Here is a 20990-nt window from a genome sequence, read left to right as displayed (position 1 = left end):
GCGCGGGATTTTACGGAGTGTAACGAAAGCATGCAATGACGTGTGGCAGAAATTCAAAAAAAGTAACAAAAAAGGCGGCATTGCGCCGCCTTTTTTAAACGATTTTGTTACTTGTACAGATCGGCGCTGATGGTCACGTTGTTACCACGTTCCTGCCACTGGCGGGTGATGTGGTAGAACTTCGCCCCTTTCTTCGCCGCACGCTTCGCGACCTGGTAAGAGACTTCCGTCATGTTGCCGTAGTTGCCGGTAAATTTGATGCTGTCGAACGGCACCATCTGCGCGGCAGTGGCGTTGTTCAGCTCTTCAACTTTGGTACCGTCTGGCAGCGTAACCGAATAACGACCACCTTTCGTGGACTGCGTTTCAAAGAAACGGCCCACTTCAGCGCTTGGCGTAGCCGTCGTTGCGACGCCTGGGATTTCCACTTTCTTCGCTTCTTCGCCGCCTTTCGCTATCGCCGCGCGACCGGCTTCGGAGTTTGCCGGAATCGCATCCGGGCTCTGCAGAACACGTTTCTTCGCATCTTCTTTATAGATGAACGCGGTAATACGCTGGTTGCCGCCCTGGTTAGCATCGACCTGACGCACGATGTAGAAAGAGTAGGCCCCTTTCTCTTTCGCGGCTTTGGTGATGGCATCGTTCACTTCAGGCTGGCTGCGGTAAAAGCCCTGAACGGTGACGGTGTCGTACGGTTCCAGCGCAATTGCCTGATCTTTCGGCAGTTCAACAACACCGTTAATCACGCGGTTTTTCGGTGCGTCAGCTTTTGGCGCGTTGTCCTTATACAGCGCAATGGTCACGCGCTGGTTACCGCTGTTGCCGTTATCAGACTGGTCAACAACATAAAACGAGGCTGCCCCGTTTTTATCAGCGGCCTTTGATGCAGCGGCGACGGCGTCGCCAATAGAATTATAACGACCCACAATGACCTTATGGTCAAAAGGTTTTAACGCTGCCGCTTGCTCCGGCGTTAACTCTGTTGCGGCATTCGCAGACAGGGCGGTCGCGGAGAGAAGTGCGGACGCCAGGAGTGTGTTCTTAAGCTTCATAAAAATGATCCTTCGCCTTGCGCAAACCATGTACTGGTATTGTTGTTAATTTGAGACGGTCCCGATTATGGCATTTAAAACCCGTCGCTGTCTGCGCCATTTTTCACTGCCTGTGCTCACTGAATCACCTTATTAGATAACATTTAGTGATATGTTGAAAAAACACGCGTTTGACAAGTAAAACTGATAAAGCTTATGACTTTTACAAGTTAATTTAATGTTAATAAGTTGTTCTCTTATGGCGCTATATCATGTTTTTACCGCTTCGCTTGCGCGAATTATCGGTTCTGGCGATGAATTTAAGGTAAATATCACTGTCAGTGACGCCGATCGCTTATTTTTCACAGATAAAGTAAGAAATAGTGTTTTCTGGCGGTAGATCACGGCCGCTATTTTCAGTAGGTTATAGACAGTTTGTTACTGTTTTATTTTCCGGGGTGAATTGTGTCTCATTGCTTGCGTGATGGCGAAAAATGATACAAACCGCGGGCACTTATCGTTAAACCATCATCAAAAACCGATGGAAGGGAAAACTATGCGTATTGGGGTACCAAAAGAACGGTTAGCCAATGAAACCCGCGTAGCGGCAACACCGAAAACGGTGGAGCAACTGCTTAAGCTGGGTTTTACCGTCGCAGTTGAAAGCGGCGCGGGCAAACTGGCGAGTTTCGATGACGAGGCCTTTATTCAGGCTGGCGCGGAAGTGGTGGACAGTGCCGACGTGTGGCAGTCGCCGGTTATTCTGAAGGTCAACGCACCGGAAGAGAGTGAGATTGCGCTGCTGAATCCGGGCACCACGCTGGTGAGCTTTATCTGGCCTGCGCAAAATCCTGAGCTGATGGAAAAACTGGCCGCGCGCGGCGTCACCGTGATGGCGATGGACTCCGTGCCGCGTATTTCGCGCGCCCAGTCGCTGGACGCCTTAAGTTCGATGGCAAACATTGCGGGCTACCGCGCCATCGTTGAAGCGGCCCACGAATTTGGTCGCTTCTTTACCGGTCAGATCACCGCGGCGGGTAAAGTCCCTCCGGCGAAGGTGATGGTGATTGGCGCGGGCGTGGCGGGACTTGCAGCCATCGGTGCGGCAAACAGCCTGGGCGCTATCGTTCGCGCGTTTGATACCCGTCCTGAGGTGAAAGAACAGGTCCAGAGTATGGGGGCCGAATTCCTTGAGCTGGACTTCAAGGAAGAAGCGGGTAGCGGTGATGGTTATGCGAAGGTGATGTCCGAAGCCTTTATCAAAGCCGAAATGGAACTCTTCGCCGCGCAGGCGAAAGATGTCGACATCATTGTGACCACCGCGCTTATCCCGGGTAAACCGGCGCCGAAGCTGATTACCCGTGAGATGGTGGACTCCATGAAGCCGGGCAGCGTGATTGTCGACCTGGCCGCCCAAAACGGCGGCAACTGCGAATATACCGTAGCGAATCAGGTGACCATGACCGCAAACGGCGTGAAGGTGATCGGCTATACCGATCTGCCGGGTCGCCTGCCGACGCAATCGTCTCAGCTGTACGGCACCAACCTCGTCAACCTGCTGAAGCTGCTTTGCAAAGAGAAAGACGGCAACATCACCGTCGATTTTGACGACGTGGTGGTGCGCGGTGTGACCGTGGTGCGTGAAGGTGAAATTACCTGGCCTGCGCCACCGATTCAGGTTTCGGCCCAGCCTCAGGCAGCGCCTAAAGCGGCGCCTGAACCAAAAGAACCTGCCAAACCGGCTTCCCCGTGGCGCAAATACGCGATCATGGCGCTGGTGATTATTCTGTTCGGCTGGCTGGCTGACGTCGCGCCGAAAGAGTTCCTCGGCCACTTTACCGTCTTCGCGCTCTCCTGCGTCGTGGGCTACTACGTGGTGTGGAACGTCTCCCATGCGCTGCATACGCCGCTGATGTCGGTGACCAACGCCATCTCCGGGATCATCGTGGTGGGGGCGTTACTGCAGATTGGCCACGGCGGCTGGATCAGCTTCCTGAGCTTTATCGCGGTGCTGATCGCCAGTATCAATATTTTCGGTGGTTTCACCGTGACTCAGCGCATGCTGAAAATGTTTCGTAAAGGCTAAGGGGTAGCATATGTCTGGAGGATTAGTGACAGCCGCATACATTGTTGCTGCAATCCTGTTTATTTTCAGTCTGGCGGGGCTTTCCAAACACGAAACGTCTCAGCAGGGGAATAACTTTGGTATCGCCGGGATGGCGATTGCGCTGATTGCCACCATCTTCGGGCCGGACACCGGCAACGTGGCGTGGATCCTGGTGGCGATGATCATCGGCGGTGCGATTGGTATTCGCCTGGCGAAACGCGTTGAAATGACCGAAATGCCGGAGCTGGTGGCAATTCTGCACAGCTTTGTGGGTCTGGCCGCGGTGCTGGTGGGCTTCAACAGCTACCTGTACCACACGCCAGGTCTGGAACCGATTCTGGTGAATATTCACCTGACGGAAGTGTTCCTCGGTATCTTCATTGGCGCGGTCACCTTCACCGGCTCCATTGTCGCGTTCGGCAAGCTGCGCGGGAAGATTTCCTCTAAGCCGCTGATGCTGCCAAACCGTCATAAGCTGAACCTGGCGGCGCTGGTGGTATCGTTTGTGCTGCTGGTGGTCTTCGTGCGTACCGAAAGCGTCGGTCTGCAGGTGCTGGCGTTGCTGGTGATGACTATCATCGCGCTGGCCTTCGGCTGGCATCTGGTGGCGTCCATCGGTGGTGCGGATATGCCAGTGGTGGTCTCCATGCTGAACTCCTACTCCGGTTGGGCGGCGGCGGCGGCGGGCTTTATGCTGAGCAACGACCTGCTGATCGTCACCGGTGCGCTGGTGGGTTCTTCCGGTGCGATCCTGTCTTACATCATGTGTAAGGCGATGAACCGCTCGTTCATCAGCGTCATCGCCGGTGGCTTTGGTTCTGACGGCTCGTCTACCGGCTCCGATGAGGAAGTGGGTGAGCACCGTGAGATCAGCGCGGAAGATACCGCCGAGATGCTGAAAAACTCGCACTCGGTCATTATCACCCCGGGCTACGGCATGGCGGTGGCACAGGCGCAGTATCCGGTGGCGGAGATCACCGAGAAGCTGCGCGCGCGCGGCATCAAGGTGCGCTTTGGTATTCACCCGGTGGCGGGGCGTCTGCCAGGCCACATGAACGTGCTGCTGGCGGAGGCGAAAGTGCCTTACGACATCGTGCTGGAGATGGACGAGATCAACGATGATTTCGCCGACACCGACACCGTGCTGGTCATTGGGGCTAACGACACCGTTAACCCGGCGGCGCAGGACGATCCGCGTAGCCCAATCGCCGGGATGCCGGTTCTGGAAGTGTGGAAGGCGCAGAACGTGATCGTGTTTAAACGTTCAATGAATACCGGCTATGCCGGGGTGCAGAACCCGCTGTTCTTCAAAGAGAACACCCACATGCTGTTTGGCGATGCCAAAGCCAGCGTGGATGCGATTCTGAAAGCGCTCTGACAGGGTAAAGCCCGGTGGCGCAAGCTTACCGGGCCTACCAAACCCGTAGGCCGGGTAAGGCGTAGCCGCCACCCGGCAAAAAAAACCGCCGGTTCGCCGACGGTTTTTTTTCATCTTGCGGGTCAATCGTCTTCCGGATCGTCAAGCTCAACCGGCGTCTGGTACTCATCCGGCTTGATAACCAGCAGGTCGCAGCGCAGATGGTCGATCACCTGCTCGGCGGTGTTGCCGAGGAAGGCGGCAGAAATACCGGTACGTCCAATGGTACCCAACACGACAATCCCCGCCTGCAGGTGTTCAGCCAGGTCCGGGATCACCTCTTCAGGCAGCCCTTTTTCCACGTGGGTCATTTTCTCATCGATGCTGAATTTCTGGCGCAGCGCTTTCATGGCCAGCAGGTGCTGACCGCGGATGGCGTCGTTATACACGCTCGGGTCAAATTCCGGCAGCTCAATGGCTATGTTAATCGGGGTAACCGGATAGGCACCTACCAGATGCACTTCGGTGTGGTTGACCTGGTCGGCAAGCTGGAGGGTCTCCTTCACCAGCTTCTCGTTCAGCGAATTGTGGTAATCCTCTTCGCTGGCGAGGTTTACCGCCACAACGGCTTTCCCGCCTTCAGGCCACGGCTGGTCTTTCACCATCCAGACCGGACAAGGGCATTTACGCAGCAAGTGCCAGTCGGTCGGGGTGAAGATCACGGATTCCAGCTTGTCGTGCTGGTGCGCCATCTTCAGCAGCAGATCGTGCCCACCGGCAACGACTTCCTGAATGATGGCTTCGAAAGGTCGGTTGTGCCAGACCACTTTAATATCAATGGGCACGCCCGCTTCCAGGTAATACTTCGCCTGTTCGCGGATCCACGCGGTACGCTGGCTGATGACGCCCTGACGCATAGCGGTGCGCTCGTCAGGCGACAGAAGGGTGGTCATCTCATACGAGAAGTCATAGATCGGCAAAAACGCTTTGATTTTGCCACCAATCCGTTGATGTAAATACACAGCACGTCGTAATGCCGGCTGATCGTCCTGATTCGGATCGATTGCTACCAGCATGTTTTGATACTTGGCCATACAGGTCTCCTTACTACTGTCACCACAGTCTGTAATTAAAAGAGTAACCTATATATCCTGAATGAAACAGAGGAGAGCTTTTGCCAGATCAATAATTCATGAAAATTTATCAGAGGAAAAGCACCGTGGTCGTTACCGCGATAAACGCAATAAACAGCAGCACCATCACCGCTATCGCAAAGGTCGTGGAGTCCTGAACGTAGGTTTTTTCCTCCCCCTTCATTGGGCCGACAAGCATGATCCAGATGAAGATAAAGGTCACTGAGACAATCACGACTGAAACGAAAAACAAACTTTCTCTCAATTCATAACCTCAACGAGACCCTTTTGGGTGCTGTGTGGGGACGTGCTACGGTGAAAAGGGCAGATAAAAGACGGGGTGACAGGCCAGACCCATAAATCAGGAAAATTTATCGGTCTGGCAGTATACGTATGGCGTTTACGCCACGTTGCGGGCGTGCCCGGCAAGAACGGCCAGCGCTTCACCGTTTTCGATAGTGATGTATTTACCCTTAACGGCCAGCATCCCGCTTTTCTGGAAACGACCCAGCAGACGGCTGATGGTTTCCACGGTCAGACCCAGGTAGTTACCGATATCGCCACGGGTCATGGTCAGACGGAATTCACGCGGCGAGAAGCCACGCTCGGCGAAGCGGCGGGAGAGGTTGTAGATAAACGCGGCCAGACGCTCTTCTGCGTTCTTTTTAGAAAGCAGCAGAATCATGTCCTGATCGCCTTTGATCTCACCGCTCATCAGACGCATCATCTGCTGACGCAGGTTAGGCATCTTGCCGGACAGATCGTCCAGGGTTTCAAACGGAATTTCGCAAACCATCGAGGTTTCGAGTGCCTGAGCAAAGCTCGGGTGGTGGCCCGTACCGATGGCATCAAAGCCTACCAGGTCACCCGCCAGATGGAAGCCGGTGATCTGCTCATCGCCCTGTTCGGTGATGGTGTAGCTCTTGATGGTGCCAGAACGGATAGCATAGAGCGATTTCAGTTCGTCTCCCGCTTTAAACAGCGTCTGCCCTTTCTGAATAGGCTTTTTACGCTCGATGATATTATCAAGCTGATCGAGTTCATGCTCATTCAGGGTAAACGGGATACAGAGCTGGCTGATGCTGCAATCCTGGCAATGGATAGCACAACCGCCAGACTGAATGCGTCGTATAATTCGCTTTTCCGGGATCATAGGTTTGCTCAAGCCTTAATTGATATTGGTCAATTTTAACATCTTTTTGGTAAGTACGTAAGCCTGACAAACCCTCAATAAGGACAAGAGACGGCAATGTGCCGCCATCTTCTTGAAATTCCACAGCTTGATTATGGATTTTTAGCCTAACCGGAAGAAAATTAAGCACAAAAAGCCTGGGAACTAGAGTAAGAGATACCCTTCGTGACGCAGCAACCACTCTTTTCGCTGCACGCCACCGGCATAGCCGGTCAGGGTGCCGTTGCGGCCAATAACGCGATGGCAGGGCACCACGATGCTGACCGGGTTAGAGCCGTTCGCGGCACCTACGGCGCGTGCGGCCCCAGCGCGACCTAACTGCTCCGCGAGCTGGCCGTAATGCATCACCTGCCCGCAGGGAATGGCCCGCAGCGCCTGCCACACTTCGCGCTGAAAAGGGGTGCCCGCCGTGGCGGTGGGCAGCGTGTCGATGATGCTGAGATCGCCTTCGAAGTACGCCGCAAGCTTGTCGCTTAGTCCACCCGGATTGGTGGCGCGGATACGTTCATACCCCTGGGCGCGGTAGTGAATCGCAAGCAGTTCTTCCATGCGGTCGCTGTGCTCTTCCCACTCAACGGCGCGCAGGCAAAACTGCTCGTCCGCGATCACCCACAGCGGCCCAAGCGGCGTCGCAATCTTGTCTTCGAGTAATCTCAGCATCCTCATTCCCTTAGTTCAGCCTCGGGTAGATCCCCGGCCCAATCGGCAGGCCGACAAGATACCACGCCACCAGCATCACCAGCCATACCCCTAAAAAGATAAGCGGGTAGGGTAAAACCAGCGAATAGTAGGTACCCAGTTTGGCCTCGGGTTTATAGCGCTGCAGGAAGCCTAAAAACAGCGGAACAAACGGTGAAACCGGCGCCAGCGGGATAACCGAAGAGTCCGCGATGCGGAACAGGATTTGCGCGAAAGCCGGGTGGAACCCCAGCATCATAAACATCGGCACGAAGATCGGGGCCAGAATCGACCAGATGGCGGAGCCGCTGGCGATAAACATGCACAGCAGGGATGACAGCAGCGCCAGACCGACAAACGCCGGTACGCCGCTTAGCCCGGCAGCCTCCAGCGCGTCGGTGAGGCCCACGGCCATAAACTTGCCCATGTTGCTCCAGTTAAACATCGCCACAAACTGGGCCAGCGGGAACACCATCACGATAAAGCCCGCCATCTCTTTCATCGGCTCGATCATCAGCTGCGGCAGGTCACCCTGGCGGCGGATTTTGCCGGTGGCGATACCGTAGGCGAGCGAAACAACGAAGAAGAAGAGGATAATCAGCGGCACGATGCCCTGAATAAACGGCGAGGGCAGGACCGTATGTTTAACCGGATCGCGCAATATGCCGTTTTCCGGCACCACCATCAGCGCCACCGCGGCGATAAACGCCAGCGAGACAATCCCCGCTACGCGCAGGCCGAAGCGCTGCGCTTCGCTCAGGGTTTCCAGCTTTTCATCACTGCGGCCTTCCCATTTGCCCAGGCGCGGCTCAATGATCTTATCGGTAATCAGCCCGCCGACAATCGTCAGGAGAATGACCGAGCTTGCCATAAAGTACCAGTTGTCGATCACGCTGACGTGCATGGCCGCATCAATGGTTTTTGCCGCCTCCGTACTGATGCCCGAGAGCAGCACGTCGGTGGTCACGATCAGCAGGTTAGCGGTAAAACCGCAGCCCACCCCCGCAATCGCGGACAGCAGGCCCGCCACGGGATGGCGCCCGACGGCGAGGAAGATCAGCGCCCCCATCGGCGGCATGATCACCAGCGCGGCGTCGGAGGAGATATGGCTGAAGAAGGCGATAAACAGCACCATGTAGCTGGCGTAGCGCGCGCTGACGTGAGAAGCCATCTTCACCATCAATGCGGGCAGCAGACCGACGCGTTCGGCCAGCCCGGCGCCCAGCACCAGCGCCAGAATGGCGCCGAGCGGGGCGAAGCCGCTGAAGTTTTTAATCACGTTGGGTAAAAACCAGTGCAGCCCTTCAATGCTCAGCAGATTTTTCACCGCCACCAGGCTGCCGTCGGCCGGGCTGCGCACGCTGACGTCAAAGGCGGAGAGCACGGCGGTGGCGACCATCAAAATCACAATCAGATAGATAAAAAGCAGGAAAGGGTGCGGCACTTTATTGCCGATCCTTTCAACCCAGCCATAGAGCTTACCGGATGGGGAATGCGAAGGTATGGATGACATACTCATGGGCGTTCCTCGGGAGTGTTGTGTTGTTGTGTTGTGTTTTTTTATTTTAAAGGTGACGGTGTCACGCCCGGTGGGATCGGACACGCGTACGGTTTTTCTTCTAGTTGTTGTTCGAACTCTTCACGGCATTTTTTCAGCAGCGCGGCGTCCTGCAGCAGATTGAGCGCGGTCGCGCCCATCACTTTCCCGGCCAGCAGCATGCCCTTGTGGGCAATAGAGGTTCGCCCCTGAGACACCAGCTGCCAGGTGTGCAGCGGCGTGCCGACGGTAAAGCAGGGGCTGAAGCACTGGGCGACCGGCATTTTCCAGCTGACGTCACCCACGTCGGTTGAACCCGCCAGCACGTTGTCGGTGACGGCATAGGGCGCGACTTCATCCACCAGCAGCGTCGCCTGATGACGACGGGCAAAGGCTTTACCCGCTTCACCACCCGTGGCGGCAATATTTTTCAGGCTGTTTTGTAAATCGTTGGGCGTCAGCGTGGCGCGGATCTCGCGGGCAAACTCTCGCTCTTCCTCGGTCCACTCCGGCGTGCCGTAGTGCTGCAGGGCGCGATACATCGCGGCCTCAAGCGTGCGGTTCGGCAGGTAGCTGGAGCAGGCTTTATCAAAGCGGCACTCGACGGTCGTTTCGGTCATCAGCGCCGCGCCCTGGGCGATTTTCTCGATGCGCTCGTAGATCTGCTGCGCATCCGCCATCTCCGGGGCGCGGATCAGGTACAGCACCTCGGCCTGCGCCTGCACCACGTTGGGCGAAATCCCGCCGGTGTCGGTAATGGCGTAATGGACGCGCGCTTTCTCGATGATGTGTTCGTTAAGGAAGTTGGTGCCGGTGGTCATCAGCGTCACGGCGTCCAGGGCGCTGCGTCCCAGGTGAGGAGAGTTGGCCGCGTGCGCCGCCACGCCGTGAAAACGCCAGGCGGCCTGAATATTCGCCAGCGTGCTGACGTTAAACATCCCGGCAAAGGCTTCCGGGTGCCAGGTGACGGCGGCATCGACGTCATCAAACAGCCCTTCGCGCACCATAAAGGTTTTCCCGGAGCCGCCTTCTTCACCGGGACAGCCGTAAAAACGCACCGTTCCGCTGCCGCCGTGCTGCTCCAGCCAGCTTTTCACCGCCACCGCGCCCGCAAGCGCTGCGGTGCCTAAGAGATTATGTCCGCAGCCGTGGCCGTTAGCCCCCGGCGTGGCGGTTTGCGCCGTCGCGCAGTGTGCCTGCTGGCTTAACCCGGCCAGCGCGTCGTACTCGCCCAGCAGGGCGATAACCGGTTTCCCGCTGCCGAAGCTGGCGATAAAGGCATTGGGAATGCCGCCTGCCTCGCGGGTCAGCGTGAAGCCTTCTGCTTCCAGCTCGCTGGCCAGCCGTTCGGCGGACCAGAACTCTTCAAAGCGGGTTTCGGGACGATCCCAGATCGCGTCGGCAATATCGGTTAAGGTCCGACATCGCGTGTCGATCGCATCGGCAATAAAAGCGTAGTTCTCCTGCATCACACACCTCGCGTCCACGGGAAATTGAGCGCTGTTCGCGCCAGCGTTTCGATGGCGATAGTCATGACCTGCTCATCGAAGTCGAATTTTTCGTTGTGATGTCCGGCGCTCAAATCCGTGCCAAACACCATATAGGACGCCATGCCGCCGTTCTGCTGCACGCGGGCCATCATCAGCGTGGCGTCTTCGGAACCCGCTGGCGCTTTCACCTTATCGATGGCATGAACAACCCCGGAAACCTGGCTCGCCTGTTCGCGCAGATAATCCACCCACGCCGGTGTCGGCGCGCTGGAGGTGGCAGCCCCCATCAGGCGCATCTCGGCGCTCACGCCGTAGAGCGCCGCCGCGCCGGTAATGACGGCCTGCGCGCGTTCAAAGACATACTGATTAATCGCTTCGCTTTCGCCGCGGGTTTCAACTTTGATCAGGGCATTCGCGGGCACCACGTTGCGCCCGCTGCCCGCCTGCATCACGCCGACGTTCACCCGGGATGCGCCGTCGCTGTGCGGAGCGATGCTGTGCAGGGCGAGGGCGGCCTGCGCGGCGGCGAGCAGGGCGTTACGCCCGTCCTCCGGCTTACCGCCCGCGTGTGCGGCCACGCCGGTGAAGCTCACGTCGAACTTGGTGGTGGCCATAAAGTTATCGCTTCCGCAGATCACCGTACCGGCAGGGACGCCGGTACCAATATGAATGGCCGTGAAATAGTCCACGTCATCCAGCGCCCCGGCGGCAACCATGGCGCGCGCGCCGCGCGTGCCTTCTTCAGCAGGCTGGAAGATCAGCTTAATGGTGCCGTTGAGCCGGGCTTCATTCTGCTTAAGCACCTGTGCCAGTCCCAGACCAATGGTGGTGTGGCCGTCGTGCGCGCAGGCGTGCATCATGCCCGGATTGCAGGAGGCAAACCCGTCGCGGAACGGGCGATGGCTGTCGTCGAGCGCTTCGCTTAAATCAAGGGCGTCCATGTCCACGCGAAACGCCAGGGTTGGGCCCGGGCGGCCGGTATTCAGGGTGGCGACAATGCCGGTAAAGCCGCCTTCAAACGGCGCCAGCCATTTCTCAGGCGCGCCTTGCGCCCGCGCGCGGGCAAACTCTCGCGCCAGGGTTGCCTCATCGGGCAGCCCCATCCGGCTTTCGGCATCGACCACGTCACGGCCCATCGCCAGTTCGTAACCCAGCGAGTTCAGGGTCTCCGCAACTTTCGCGGCGGTACGAAACTCTACCCAGCCGGATTCCGCAAAATGGTGAAAATCGCGACGCCACGCGCTCAGCTGCGGGGTTAACGTCTGGATGTACTGCGCCAGTGTGTCCATATCTGTTCCTGTCATCATGAAAATATGTGAACTGCTTCACGCTGTGATAGTTTTTACTTATCACTAACCGATTTTTCACAGTTTTAACCGTTCAGGAATTACCCTCGCACATCCCTTTCCAGTAAAGTAGATGACAGTTTCTTTACTCTGATAAACAACGGTTATCGGTCGGGCTATGTCATTTCAGGTTAAATTCCATCATCTCCGGGCGTTTGTTGAAGTCGCACGTCAGGGCAGCATTCGCGGTGCCAGCAGGACGCTGAATCTTTCGCAGCCGGCGCTGACCAAATCCATCAAAGAGCTGGAGGAGGGCATGGCGGCGCAGCTTTTCGTGCGCAGGAGTAAGGGCGTGGCGTTGACCGAATGCGGCGAGGGTTTTTACCAGCGCGCCCGGTTAATTCTGGAAGAGCTGCGCGCGGCGCAGGATGACATTCGTCAGCGGCAGGGGGAACAGGCCGGGCAGATCAACATCGGGATGGGGGCCAGCGTTTCGCGCAGCCTGATGCCCGCCGTTATCACCCGCTTTCATGCCCAACATCCGCAGGTCAAAGTGCGGATAATGGAAGGGCAGCTGGTGTCGATGATCAACGAATTACGGCAGGGAGAGCTGGATTTCACCATCAATACTTATTATCAGGGACCTTACGACCAGGAATTTACGTTTGAAAAACTCTTTGAGAAGCCATTTGCGGTATTTTGTCGCGAAGGGCATCCGGCAACGGGGGCAACGTCGATTAACGAACTCCTGCATTATAACTGGACAATGCCGACGCCGCGGGGAAGTTATTATAAGCAGCTAGAAGAGGTATTTAGCCATCGCTCGCAAATACCGCGAATTGGTGTGGTCTGCGAAACCTTTTCTTCCTGCATAAGCCTGGTTGCGCAAAGTGATTTTCTAAGCATATTGCCGCAGGAGTTAGGCTGTGACCCGCTATTGGCGCACCGCCTGGTCATGCTGCCGGTTGTCGAATCGCTTCCAAAAGCAGCATATTATTTAATTCAGCGCCGTGATTCACGTCAGACGCCCCTGGCTGAATCATTAATTACGCAGTTCAGACGGGAAGCGAGAAAAATAATCGCGGCGTGAAAGGGAGATAATAAAAAAAACAGGATCTGCCCGACATCAGACAGATCCTCCAGTACACACAGCAGTGCGTCCTTTCGCCAATCCTGAATATTATATCCATGAAGCAGGTATATTTAGGTATAACACCTTTCCCGCAAAATGAAAGGATATTGAGTGTTTGATTTTACGAAAATTTAACACAAATCACTTATTTCATCTTTGCTGAAATTTTAGTTAAGTCATATTTAACTTTATTTTATAAATACTATATATATTCATCAGGTTAATATTTGCGGCGCATGAGGGCCTGTAACGGTGATTGAGGCCAGTCTCAGGCGCAGGTATAGTACCGTCCTCAGTTGTAGCCGGAGGATATCCATGAACCCTGACGACAAATCCTTTTTTCTTGACGCCATGGAAGATGTCCAGCCGCTGAAGCGTGGCCCGGATATTCACTGGCAGCCCAGCCGCAATACGCGGGCGCGCCAGGAGGTGGATAGTGAACAGCTGGATAACTTCCTGACGCTGGATTTTCTTGACCTTCTTCCCCTGGAAGAACCGCTGGCGTTCCGGCGCGAAGGGGTGCAGCAGGGCGTTATCGAGAAGCTGCGCTCGGGTAAATATGCCCGCCAGGCCAGCTTAAACCTCCTGCGTCAGCCCGCCGAACGCTGCCGTCAGATGCTCTATTCTTTTATTCGCCAGGCCGGACGTGACGGGTTACGCAATCTGATTATCATTCACGGAAAAGGGCGCGAGCAGAACTCGCATCCTAATGTGGTGCGCAGCTATCTGGCGCGCTGGTTAACGGAGTTCGAGGAAGTGCAGGCCTTCTGCGTGGCGCTGCCGCATCACGGCGGCAGCGGGGCATGCTACGTTTCACTGCGTAAATCCGATGAAGCAAAACAGGAGAACTGGGAGCGGCACGCCAAGCGCAGCCGCTAGCGGGCGATCTCCTCGCCCGCCGGTGATTCAGAAGGTTTCCCAGTTGCTGTCGGTGGCGGCGTTTGCGGTTGCCGGGCGCAACAGCTGAGGCGTTTTCACGCTGGCCGGACGTGGAGCTACCGCTTTTTCTTTGCCGTTCAGACGAAACGCGGCCACCGCCTGGCGCAGCTGTTCGGACTGATCTTCCAGCGCCGCTGCCGCCGTGGCGGACTCCTGCACCAGCGCGGCGTTTTGCTGCGTCACGCTGTCCATCTGCGAAACGGCCAGGCTCACCTGTTCAATGCCGCGGCTCTGCTCGTCAGAGGCAGAGGAAATCTCGCCCATGATATCGGTCACGCGGGTCACGGCGGCGACGATCTCCTTCATGGTGGTGCCTGCCTCGCTAACCTGCTCAGAACCGGTATTCACCCGGCTGACGGAGTTCTCGATAAGCCCTTTGATCTCTTTCGCCGCCTGCGCGCTGCGGCTCGCCAGGGTCCGGACCTCCCCTGCGACAACCGCAAAACCACGCCCCTGTTCCCCGGCGCGTGCCGCTTCCACCGCGGCGTTAAGCGCCAGAATGTTCGTCTGGAACGCGATGCTGTCAATCACGCCGGTAATATGCGCAATTTGCTGCGAACTGTCGGCAATCTCGTTCATGGTGCGAACCACGTTATCCACGACGTGACCGCCGCGCGCGGCCGTTTCAGAGGCGTTTTTCGCCAGCAGCGTGGCCTGACGGGCGTTATCGGAGTTCTGTTTAACCGTCGCGGTCAGCTCTTCCATGCTGGCGGCGGTCTCTTCGAGCGAGGCGGCCTGCTGCTCGGTGCGGGCGGAAAGATCGTTGCTTCCTGCGGCAATTTCGCCTGCGCCGGTGTAGATGGAATCGGTACTTCCGCGTACGGCGCTGACGGTGGTCACCAGCGACTGCTGCATCTCATGCAGGCCGGCGGCCAGCTGACCCATCTCATTGCGGCCCGAGATAGCGATCTCCTGCGTCAGGTCGCCCCCTGCAATGGCGCGAATATGGTCCATAATGGAGTGGAGTGGTTTTAACAGCAGGTGCTGTAAACCCTGCCAGATGACCACCAGAACCGCGATAACGGCCAGCAGAATTGCCGCCAGCGTCCACTGCATCTGCGTGAAGCTGCTCTGGTTCTCTTCGGTTGCGGCCTTCAGCAGGGTGTTATTTTCGGCGCGCCAGCGGTTATAGACCGCTTCCATATTGTCCTGCGCCTGCTGCGCATCCAGATCGCCATAGGCCTGATAGTTGTCGGCGCGCAGATACTCAATCGATAAACGCATGACTTCGTGCATCTGGTTCCAGGATTTCTGCATCTCGTCGGTCAATGCCGCCTCCTGGCCCTTAACCTGCGGCAGTTTCTGCCACTCTTTGTTATAGGCTTCGGCTTTTGCCAGCGAGTCGCCTGCGGTGCCCAGCAGTTTATTGATCGCCGCCAGGGAAGCCGGGTCACGCTGGTTTTTCAGGTAGCGGATCGCCACGCGGGTGACGGTGACGCGCGTTTTCACCAGCGTGTTCACGCTGTCGCTCAGGCTTTCCTGCTGGGCATTGAGCACGCCGGAGTTCTGGAAGTTATGGCGATCGTTACTGACGGCAGAGTAGAACAACCCTCCCGTGACAACTTGCAGCAGGCAGAATATGGTGAGGGCAAAGATAATACCGGTAATCACGTGCAGATTTTTCAGCATAGCGGTCGTCCGTTAGAGAAGATGCAGGGTTACTTCATTACTATCGTCGTAGAGAATGTAAACTTTAATTAACTCGCGCTTAACTAAGGGGCCCTTTTGGGAACCTGTTGTAAATCCGGATCATTTTTATGAGGAAGGTCAACATGAGCAGCATTGATAAAAGCGGGACATACGCGCTCGGGACGCGGACGGTGAAACGGCTGGGCTACGGCGCGATGCAGCTGGCCGGGCCGGGCGTCTTTGGGCCGCCGAAGGATAAGCAGGCCGCGCTGGACGTGTTACGCGAGGCCGTGGCGGCGGGAGTGAACCACATTGATACCAGTGATTTTTATGGTCCTCATATCACGAACCAGCTGATCCGCGAGGCGCTTCATCCTTACCGGGACGATCTGACGATCGTCACCAAGATTGGCGCCCGTCGCAACGACAAAGGCGCGTGGCTGCCGGCCTTTTCCGCGCAGGAGCTGACGCAGGCGGTGCATGACAACCTGCGTAATCTGCAGCTGGACGTGCTGGACGTGGTGAATCTGCGAATTATGTTTAGCGCGCACGGGCCAGCGGAAGGGTCGATTGCTGAACCGCTCTCCACCCTGGCAGAATTACAGCAGCAGGGGCTGGTGCGGCATATTGGTTTGAGCAACGTCACGGCCACCCAGGTCGCGGAAGCGCAGAAGATGGTGCAGGTGGTGTGCGTGCAGAACATGTACAACATTGTGAACCGGGGTGATGATGCGCTGGTGGATCTGCTTGCGCAGCAGGGGATTGCGTATGTGCCGTTCTTCCCACTGGGCGGCTTTACGCCGCTGCAATCGTCCGGGCTGAAGGCTGTCGCGGATTCACTGGGCGTCACGGCAATGCAGGTTGCGCTGGCATGGCTGCTGCAGCGTTCTCCGAATATCCTGCTGATCCCGGGCACCTCTTCCGTGGCGCATCTGCGGCAAAACCTCGCGGCGGGGGAACTGCAACTGCCGCCTGACGCGCTGGAAACATTGAACACGCTGATGGACTGATCGTCACAGGCACAAAGCCCGACATGTGCTTCCGGGCTTTGCGCGTTTTAAATCTTCTGACACTTCAACGCGTTTGGGTTCGCTTCCGGAAATGACCTTGATCCCTGACCATAATCCGTAATACTGTATTTATATACAGTATATGGCGAGAAAGGCATCATGGACACTCTCTTTTCTTATCAACCAAAACAAATCATTGAACTACCTTTGTTTTTAGAACGTGTTGCCTGTGGGTTTCCCAGCCCGGCGCAGGATTATGTGGAGGATCGTCTCGATCTTAACCGGCTGGCAGTGAGGCACCCCAGTGCGACCTATTTTATCAAGGTGAGTGGAGACTCCATGATTGGCGCGGGGATTGGCGACGGCGATCTGCTGGTGGTTGACCGCTCGTTAAATGCCGAACATGGGGATATCGTCGTGGCGTCGGTCGCCGGTGAGTTTACGGTGAAAGAGCTACAGACGCGCCCGGTTCTGAGGCTGTTGCCACATAACGCCCGCTATCAGCCGATTACCTTTCAGTCCGAAGAGGAGCTGCAGATCTTCGGCGTCGTCACCCACACGCTTAAAACGCATAAACATGTTCGCGCTGGTTGATGTGAACAGCTTCTATGCCTCCTGCGAGAAGGTATTCCGCCCCGATCTGGAGGGGAAGCCCATCGTGGTGGTGTCCAACAACGACGGCTGCATCATTTCACTCTCGCGGGAGGCAAAGCAGTTCGGCATAAAAATGGGTGAGCCTTATTTTAAATTCAAAGAGAAGCTTTTTCCGGCGAGGGTTTACGTCTTCAGTTCGAACTATGCGCTGTATGCTGACCTCAGCAGTCGGGTGATGCAGACGCTGACGGATCTGGCTCCGGCCATAGAAATTTACTCGATTGACGAGGCGTTCGTGAACGTTTCAGGGATCGGTAACTGCATGTCGCTGGACGCGTTCGGACACCAGATGCGCACGCAGGTCTTTAAAAACACGGGCTTAACCGTTGGCGTCGGCATTGCCCCGACAAAAACGCTGGCAAAGCTGGCCAACTATGCGGCGAAACGGTGGGCCAGTACCGGCGGCGTGGTCGATCTGTCAGGCCGCGAGCGGCAGCGTAAACTGCTGGCAAAGGTTCCGGTAGAGGAGGTATGGGGCGTAGGGCGGCGCATCACGAAAAAACTGAACGCGATGGGGATTACCACGGCGCTGGAGCTGGCGGAGGCCTCCTCGTGGGTCATTCGCAAACATTTTAACGTGGTGCTGGAGCGTACGGCGCGCGAGCTTCGCGGCGAGCCCTGTCTTGACCTGGAAGAGTACACCCCCACGAAGCAGCAAATCATCTGTAGCCGTTCGTTTGGTCATCGCATTACGCAATATGAAGAGATGCACCAGGCGATTTGCGCCTACGCGGAACGCGCCGCAGAGAAACTGCGCGGCGAGCATCAATACTGTCGTTTTATCAGCGTGTTTGTGCGCACCAGCCCGCATGCGGACAACGAAATTTATTACGGTAATCAGGCTTCGGTCACCCTGATGACGCCCACCAATGACTCGCGGGATATCATCCGTGCCGCCACGGAGGCGCTGGGGCGGATATGGCTCGACGGGTATCGCTATATGAAGGCCGGTGTCATGCTGGCGGACTTTTTCAGCAGCGGTGTCGCTCAGCTTAATCTGTTTGACGACAATCGCCTGCGCGCCAACAGCGCGGCGCTGATGGAGATGATCGACAGCGTCAATCACTCCGGCAAAGGGAAGATATGGTTTGCCGGGCAGGGGATTGAGAAACCGTGGGCGATGAAGCGAGAGATGTTGTCACCGGCCTATACGACGCGGTACGCGGATTTACCGGTGGCGAGGTAAAAGGCGGTTATTTTGTGGCGTTGTGGGTCGCGATCTCAGGCAGTAATTGCTCAATCACGCTGACGACCTTTCTGACGCGCTGCGGAATAAAGCGGGCATCAGGATAAACGGCATAGAGGAAGCGATCGGGTAACCGCCAGTCGGGCAGCACCGGTACCAGCGTGCCCGCCTGCAGAGCCCTGGCCACGAGCGGTCGCTGCATGCCGCCGATACCGATGCCTGACTCCAGCGCCTGCAGCAGCGCCTCACTGGTGTTGGCACGGAAAACGGTATTCACGTTGACCTCGACCGTTTCCTCGTCAGACATCAGGCGCAGGGGAGCATCCGGCGGAATGCCGCTGAACCGTACGTGTGGCAGCGTCGCCAGTTCGCTGACCGCGTGTACCGCCTGAAAACCGGGAGCGGCAAACAGTGCAGCTTCAATCCGTCCCAGCACGCGAGCCGCGTGCGCCTGCGGAGGCTCGCTGCTCAGCCGTATCGCGACATCCACGCCCTCCGCCACCAGATCGGCAAGGCGGTCATCCAGGGAAAGCATCAGCTGCAGCTCGGGATGCAGGCGCTGTAACGCCAGCAGATGCGGCAAAATGATCTGCCCCAGGCCGCTCGGCAACTGGACATGGACGCGTCCCTGAACGCTATGATCGACAGGATGTAAACGCCTCTCCGCTTCCCCCATGGCGTCCAGCACGAGCTGCATATCACGCCGGTAGCGTTCCCCTTGTTCGGTCAGCTTCATCGTACGCGTCGTACGGTGCAGCAGTACCACGCCAAGCTCTTCCTCAAGCGCCGCGATCTGTTGACTGACGGCGGACTGCTTAATACCGGTCTGACGGGCAGCCGCTGAAAACGAGCCCGCTTCAGCGACGCGCAGAAAGGTAGAAATGGCATTGAGCTTATTATTCATTTAATGATTTTGCTTATAAGTGCCATCGGTTTCATGGGATATCTCCAGAAAAAATAATATATCACACTGCGTCTGTCACCCTTTCCGGAGAAATACCATGAATAATAGGCAGCAACACAACGTCGCCCTGGTCGCGGGCGCCAGCGGCATTGTCGGCAGACAGATGGTCAACACGCTCCTGCACCATCAGTGGCAGGTGATCGGCCTTAGCCGCCATGCCGGGTCGCATCCTGACGGCATTCCGATGGTCAAGATCGATTTACTGGATGAAAAGGACAGCGCCCGGGCGCTGCGCTCCCTGGACGGTGCCACCCATCTCTTTTACAGCGCCTGGGCGAACGCGGCGAACTGGGAAGACATGGTTGAGCCGAACGTCACCATGCTGCGTAATCTGGTCAGCATCCTCGAAAAAACGGCACCTTTGCAGACGGTAAGCCTGATGCAGGGGTACAAGGTCTACGGCGCGCATCTGGGGCCGTTTAAAACCCCGGCGCGCGAAAGCGATCCCGTCGTACCGGGTGCCGAATTTAACGCCGCGCAGCTTGCGTGGCTCAGCCAGTTTCAGCGGGGAAAGCGCTGGCACTGGAATGCCATCAGGCCGGGCGTGGTAGGGAGTGCGGTACCGGGCAATGCCATGAACCTTGCGCTGAGCATTGCCCTGTACGCCTCCCTGTGCAAGGCGCTGGGTTTACCGTTGCGTTTTCCCGGTTCGGAACAGACCTGGCACAGTATCGTTGACCATACCGACGCCGGGCTGCTGGCCGAGGCAACGCTGTGGGCCGCCGCGTCACCTGCGGCACAGAATCAGGCGTTCAACGTGAATAATGGTGATATCTGGCGCTGGAGCGAGCTCTGGCCGCGCATCGCACGCTGGTTTGACCTGGACTCTGCACCGCCGGTGAGGCTGTCATTTCATCAGCTGTTTACGGACTATCGCGGCGTATGGCGCGAGCTTGCCGGAGAGCGGCTGGTGGAAGCGGATATTCTGCAGCTGAGCGACGGGCGGTTTGCCGATTTTGTCTTTAGCTGGGACTACGACATGTTTGGTGACGGGAGCAAGCTGCGCAGGGCGGGCTTTACGCAAATGCAGGCGACGGATGAGATGTTTTTCCACCTGTTCGCGCAGTTGAGAGCCGCGCGGATTATTCCCTGACCGTAAGGGTTGTTGTCATCAACGATCGGCGCGTTATACTCACGCGTTAAAATGAATGTATTGTGGGGCAGGGATATGCACGAAAGTCTAAAAATGATATCAGTCGCTCTGCCCCTCATTGCGCTTCTCATTCTGTTAAGCTTTTTGGTCAGACGCATTCGCCAGGCAAAACGTATCATTTCAGACCGTAACGGGATGAAAAAGATATCTGCCAGTCCCTCCATATTTGGCGGAAATGCAGGTAAAACCTGGTTTTATGATGACCAGTTTTTATATGAAGTTAAAAACAACGCCACCCGTAAAATTGCGCTGGCTAACATCATTAAAATCAGACCGGGGAATACAGAGATAAACAGCAGACGGGTCTGGATTGTTATTTACCGCGACGGTGTTAATGAAAAGCAGGTGCAGTTTTATAACAATCTTACCCTCTGGAATCATAACTTCACGGCTTTTCTGGCAGCGGTAAAACGTGCCAATCCTGACGCTGTGGTTAAAGAACGCGCAATCCTCAATCTATGAAAAAGGACCGCAGACGGTTTGCGGACGCTGCTCCTGTGCAGCGTCCATAG

General features: G+C 56.6%; 19 protein-coding genes. 9 read left to right on the top strand and 10 right to left on the bottom strand.

Annotated features, from left to right (window positions below):
- Positions 1-107: 107 nt before the first annotated feature.
- The gene (gene ydgH, locus C6A40_RS04545; protein ID WP_008500545.1) at positions 108-1052 is read right to left on the bottom strand and encodes a DUF1471 family protein YdgH; all 945 of its coding nucleotides are present in this window, start codon (positions 1050-1052) and stop codon (positions 108-110) included.
- A gap of 535 nt (positions 1053-1587) precedes the next feature.
- On the opposite strand from ydgH, the gene pntA reads away from it, so the two are divergent.
- Both pntA and pntB read left to right on the top strand, forming a co-directional pair.
- Positions 1588-3117 carry a Re/Si-specific NAD(P)(+) transhydrogenase subunit alpha gene (gene pntA, locus C6A40_RS04540; RefSeq protein ID WP_045336048.1) on the top strand — a complete coding sequence of 510 codons (1530 nt, stop codon included), beginning with the start codon at positions 1588-1590 and terminating at the stop codon, positions 3115-3117.
- Between the two features lie 10 nt (positions 3118-3127).
- Complete coding sequence (gene pntB, locus C6A40_RS04535) at positions 3128-4516, top strand: Re/Si-specific NAD(P)(+) transhydrogenase subunit beta (protein ID WP_021241158.1); 1389 nt, start codon at positions 3128-3130, stop codon at positions 4514-4516.
- Positions 4517-4638: 122 nt separating this feature from the next.
- On the opposite strand, the gene uspE is transcribed toward pntB, so the two are convergent.
- The 7 genes from uspE to C6A40_RS04500 form a co-directional block, all read right to left on the bottom strand.
- Positions 4639-5589, bottom strand: a complete 951-nt coding sequence (uspE, locus tag C6A40_RS04530; RefSeq protein ID WP_008500542.1) for a universal stress protein UspE — start codon at positions 5587-5589, stop codon at positions 4639-4641.
- A 109-nt stretch (positions 5590-5698) separates the two neighbouring features.
- Positions 5699-5881: a hypothetical protein gene (locus C6A40_RS04525; RefSeq protein ID WP_239991044.1), complete on the bottom strand. Its 183-nt coding sequence runs from the start codon at positions 5879-5881 to the stop codon at positions 5699-5701.
- Positions 5882-6028: 147 nt separating this feature from the next.
- Entirely contained in the window at positions 6029-6781 is a 753-nt protein-coding gene (fnr, locus tag C6A40_RS04520) for a fumarate/nitrate reduction transcriptional regulator Fnr (protein WP_006174991.1), read from the bottom strand.
- A gap of 183 nt (positions 6782-6964) precedes the next feature.
- Entirely contained in the window at positions 6965-7480 is a 516-nt protein-coding gene (gene ogt / locus C6A40_RS04515) for a methylated-DNA--[protein]-cysteine S-methyltransferase (RefSeq protein WP_021241159.1), read from the bottom strand.
- A 10-nt stretch (positions 7481-7490) separates the two neighbouring features.
- Positions 7491-9017, bottom strand: a complete 1527-nt coding sequence (abgT, locus tag C6A40_RS04510; RefSeq protein WP_021241160.1) for a p-aminobenzoyl-glutamate transporter — start codon at positions 9015-9017, stop codon at positions 7491-7493.
- A 41-nt stretch (positions 9018-9058) separates the two neighbouring features.
- Positions 9059-10504: a M20 family metallopeptidase gene (locus C6A40_RS04505; RefSeq protein ID WP_045336043.1), complete on the bottom strand. Its 1446-nt coding sequence runs from the start codon at positions 10502-10504 to the stop codon at positions 9059-9061.
- Entirely contained in the window at positions 10504-11814 is a 1311-nt protein-coding gene (locus C6A40_RS04500) for a M20 family metallo-hydrolase (protein ID WP_045336041.1), read from the bottom strand. The genes C6A40_RS04505 and C6A40_RS04500 overlap by 1 nt, the downstream gene beginning before the upstream one ends.
- Positions 11815-11989: 175 nt before the next feature.
- On the opposite strand from C6A40_RS04500, the gene C6A40_RS04495 reads away from it, so the two are divergent.
- Both C6A40_RS04495 and smrA read left to right on the top strand, forming a co-directional pair.
- Entirely contained in the window at positions 11990-12901 is a 912-nt protein-coding gene (locus C6A40_RS04495) for a LysR family transcriptional regulator (RefSeq protein ID WP_008500536.1), read from the top strand.
- Between the two features lie 357 nt (positions 12902-13258).
- Complete coding sequence (gene smrA, locus C6A40_RS04490) at positions 13259-13822, top strand: DNA endonuclease SmrA (protein ID WP_025911514.1); 564 nt, start codon at positions 13259-13261, stop codon at positions 13820-13822.
- A 27-nt stretch (positions 13823-13849) separates the two neighbouring features.
- On the opposite strand, the gene tcp is transcribed toward smrA, so the two are convergent.
- Entirely contained in the window at positions 13850-15511 is a 1662-nt protein-coding gene (gene tcp / locus C6A40_RS04485) for a methyl-accepting chemotaxis citrate transducer (RefSeq protein WP_023292604.1), read from the bottom strand.
- Positions 15512-15654: 143 nt separating this feature from the next.
- Between tcp and C6A40_RS04480 the strand changes: the two genes are divergently transcribed.
- The 3 genes from C6A40_RS04480 (at position 15655) to umuC (ending at position 18361) form a co-directional block, all read left to right on the top strand.
- Entirely contained in the window at positions 15655-16521 is an 867-nt protein-coding gene (locus C6A40_RS04480) for an aldo/keto reductase family oxidoreductase (RefSeq protein WP_032651641.1), read from the top strand.
- 159 nt (positions 16522-16680) lie between these two features.
- Positions 16681-17115 carry a translesion error-prone DNA polymerase V autoproteolytic subunit gene (gene umuD, locus C6A40_RS04475; RefSeq protein WP_008500532.1) on the top strand — a complete coding sequence of 145 codons (435 nt, stop codon included), beginning with the start codon at positions 16681-16683 and terminating at the stop codon, positions 17113-17115.
- Positions 17099-18361: a translesion error-prone DNA polymerase V subunit UmuC gene (gene umuC, locus C6A40_RS04470; protein ID WP_008500531.1), complete on the top strand. Its 1263-nt coding sequence runs from the start codon at positions 17099-17101 to the stop codon at positions 18359-18361. Before umuD ends, umuC begins: the two co-directional genes overlap by 17 nt.
- Before the next feature lie 7 nt (positions 18362-18368).
- On the opposite strand, the gene C6A40_RS04465 is transcribed toward umuC, so the two are convergent.
- Complete coding sequence (locus C6A40_RS04465; RefSeq protein WP_058657635.1) at positions 18369-19265, bottom strand: LysR family transcriptional regulator; 897 nt, start codon at positions 19263-19265, stop codon at positions 18369-18371.
- Positions 19266-19362: 97 nt separating this feature from the next.
- Here C6A40_RS04465 and C6A40_RS04460 point away from each other — a divergent pair, with 97 nt between their 5' ends.
- Both C6A40_RS04460 and C6A40_RS04455 read left to right on the top strand, forming a co-directional pair.
- Positions 19363-20418: an SDR family oxidoreductase gene (locus C6A40_RS04460; protein WP_045336037.1), complete on the top strand. Its 1056-nt coding sequence runs from the start codon at positions 19363-19365 to the stop codon at positions 20416-20418.
- 75 nt (positions 20419-20493) lie between these two features.
- Positions 20494-20940 (top strand): hypothetical protein, encoded by a 447-nt coding sequence (locus C6A40_RS04455; protein WP_045336035.1) that lies wholly within the window; start codon positions 20494-20496, stop codon positions 20938-20940.
- Positions 20941-20990 lie beyond the last annotated feature (50 nt).

Source organism: Enterobacter sp. GER_MD16_1505_Eko_090 (assembly GCF_003331015.1).
GTDB lineage: Bacteria > Pseudomonadota > Gammaproteobacteria > Enterobacterales > Enterobacteriaceae > Enterobacter > Enterobacter roggenkampii.
The sequence above is the reverse complement of the archived record's forward strand: the minus strand, read 5'-3'. Positions and strand labels throughout refer to the sequence as shown.

What these genes read in the sequence shown, in the direction of transcription:
- ydgH (WP_008500545.1), bottom strand. Translation starts at nt 1,052, where the DNA reads ATGAAGCTTAAGAACACACTCCTGGCGTCCGCACTTCTCTCCGCGACC.
- pntA (WP_045336048.1), top strand. Translation starts at nt 1,588, where the DNA reads ATGCGTATTGGGGTACCAAAAGAACGGTTAGCCAATGAAACCCGCGTA.
- pntB (WP_021241158.1), top strand. Translation starts at nt 3,128, where the DNA reads ATGTCTGGAGGATTAGTGACAGCCGCATACATTGTTGCTGCAATCCTG.
- uspE (WP_008500542.1), bottom strand. Translation starts at nt 5,589, where the DNA reads ATGGCCAAGTATCAAAACATGCTGGTAGCAATCGATCCGAATCAGGAC.
- fnr (WP_006174991.1), bottom strand. Translation starts at nt 6,781, where the DNA reads ATGATCCCGGAAAAGCGAATTATACGACGCATTCAGTCTGGCGGTTGT.
- ogt (WP_021241159.1), bottom strand. Translation starts at nt 7,480, where the DNA reads ATGCTGAGATTACTCGAAGACAAGATTGCGACGCCGCTTGGGCCGCTG.
- abgT (WP_021241160.1), bottom strand. Translation starts at nt 9,017, where the DNA reads ATGAGTATGTCATCCATACCTTCGCATTCCCCATCCGGTAAGCTCTAT.
- C6A40_RS04505 (WP_045336043.1), bottom strand. Translation starts at nt 10,504, where the DNA reads ATGCAGGAGAACTACGCTTTTATTGCCGATGCGATCGACACGCGATGT.
- C6A40_RS04500 (WP_045336041.1), bottom strand. Translation starts at nt 11,814, where the DNA reads ATGGACACACTGGCGCAGTACATCCAGACGTTAACCCCGCAGCTGAGC.
- C6A40_RS04495 (WP_008500536.1), top strand. Translation starts at nt 11,990, where the DNA reads ATGTCATTTCAGGTTAAATTCCATCATCTCCGGGCGTTTGTTGAAGTC.
- smrA (WP_025911514.1), top strand. Translation starts at nt 13,259, where the DNA reads ATGAACCCTGACGACAAATCCTTTTTTCTTGACGCCATGGAAGATGTC.
- tcp (WP_023292604.1), bottom strand. Translation starts at nt 15,511, where the DNA reads ATGCTGAAAAATCTGCACGTGATTACCGGTATTATCTTTGCCCTCACC.
- C6A40_RS04480 (WP_032651641.1), top strand. Translation starts at nt 15,655, where the DNA reads ATGAGCAGCATTGATAAAAGCGGGACATACGCGCTCGGGACGCGGACG.
- umuD (WP_008500532.1), top strand. Translation starts at nt 16,681, where the DNA reads ATGGACACTCTCTTTTCTTATCAACCAAAACAAATCATTGAACTACCT.
- umuC (WP_008500531.1), top strand. Translation starts at nt 17,099, where the DNA reads ATGTTCGCGCTGGTTGATGTGAACAGCTTCTATGCCTCCTGCGAGAAG.
- C6A40_RS04465 (WP_058657635.1), bottom strand. Translation starts at nt 19,265, where the DNA reads ATGAATAATAAGCTCAATGCCATTTCTACCTTTCTGCGCGTCGCTGAA.
- C6A40_RS04460 (WP_045336037.1), top strand. Translation starts at nt 19,363, where the DNA reads ATGAATAATAGGCAGCAACACAACGTCGCCCTGGTCGCGGGCGCCAGC.
- C6A40_RS04455 (WP_045336035.1), top strand. Translation starts at nt 20,494, where the DNA reads ATGCACGAAAGTCTAAAAATGATATCAGTCGCTCTGCCCCTCATTGCG.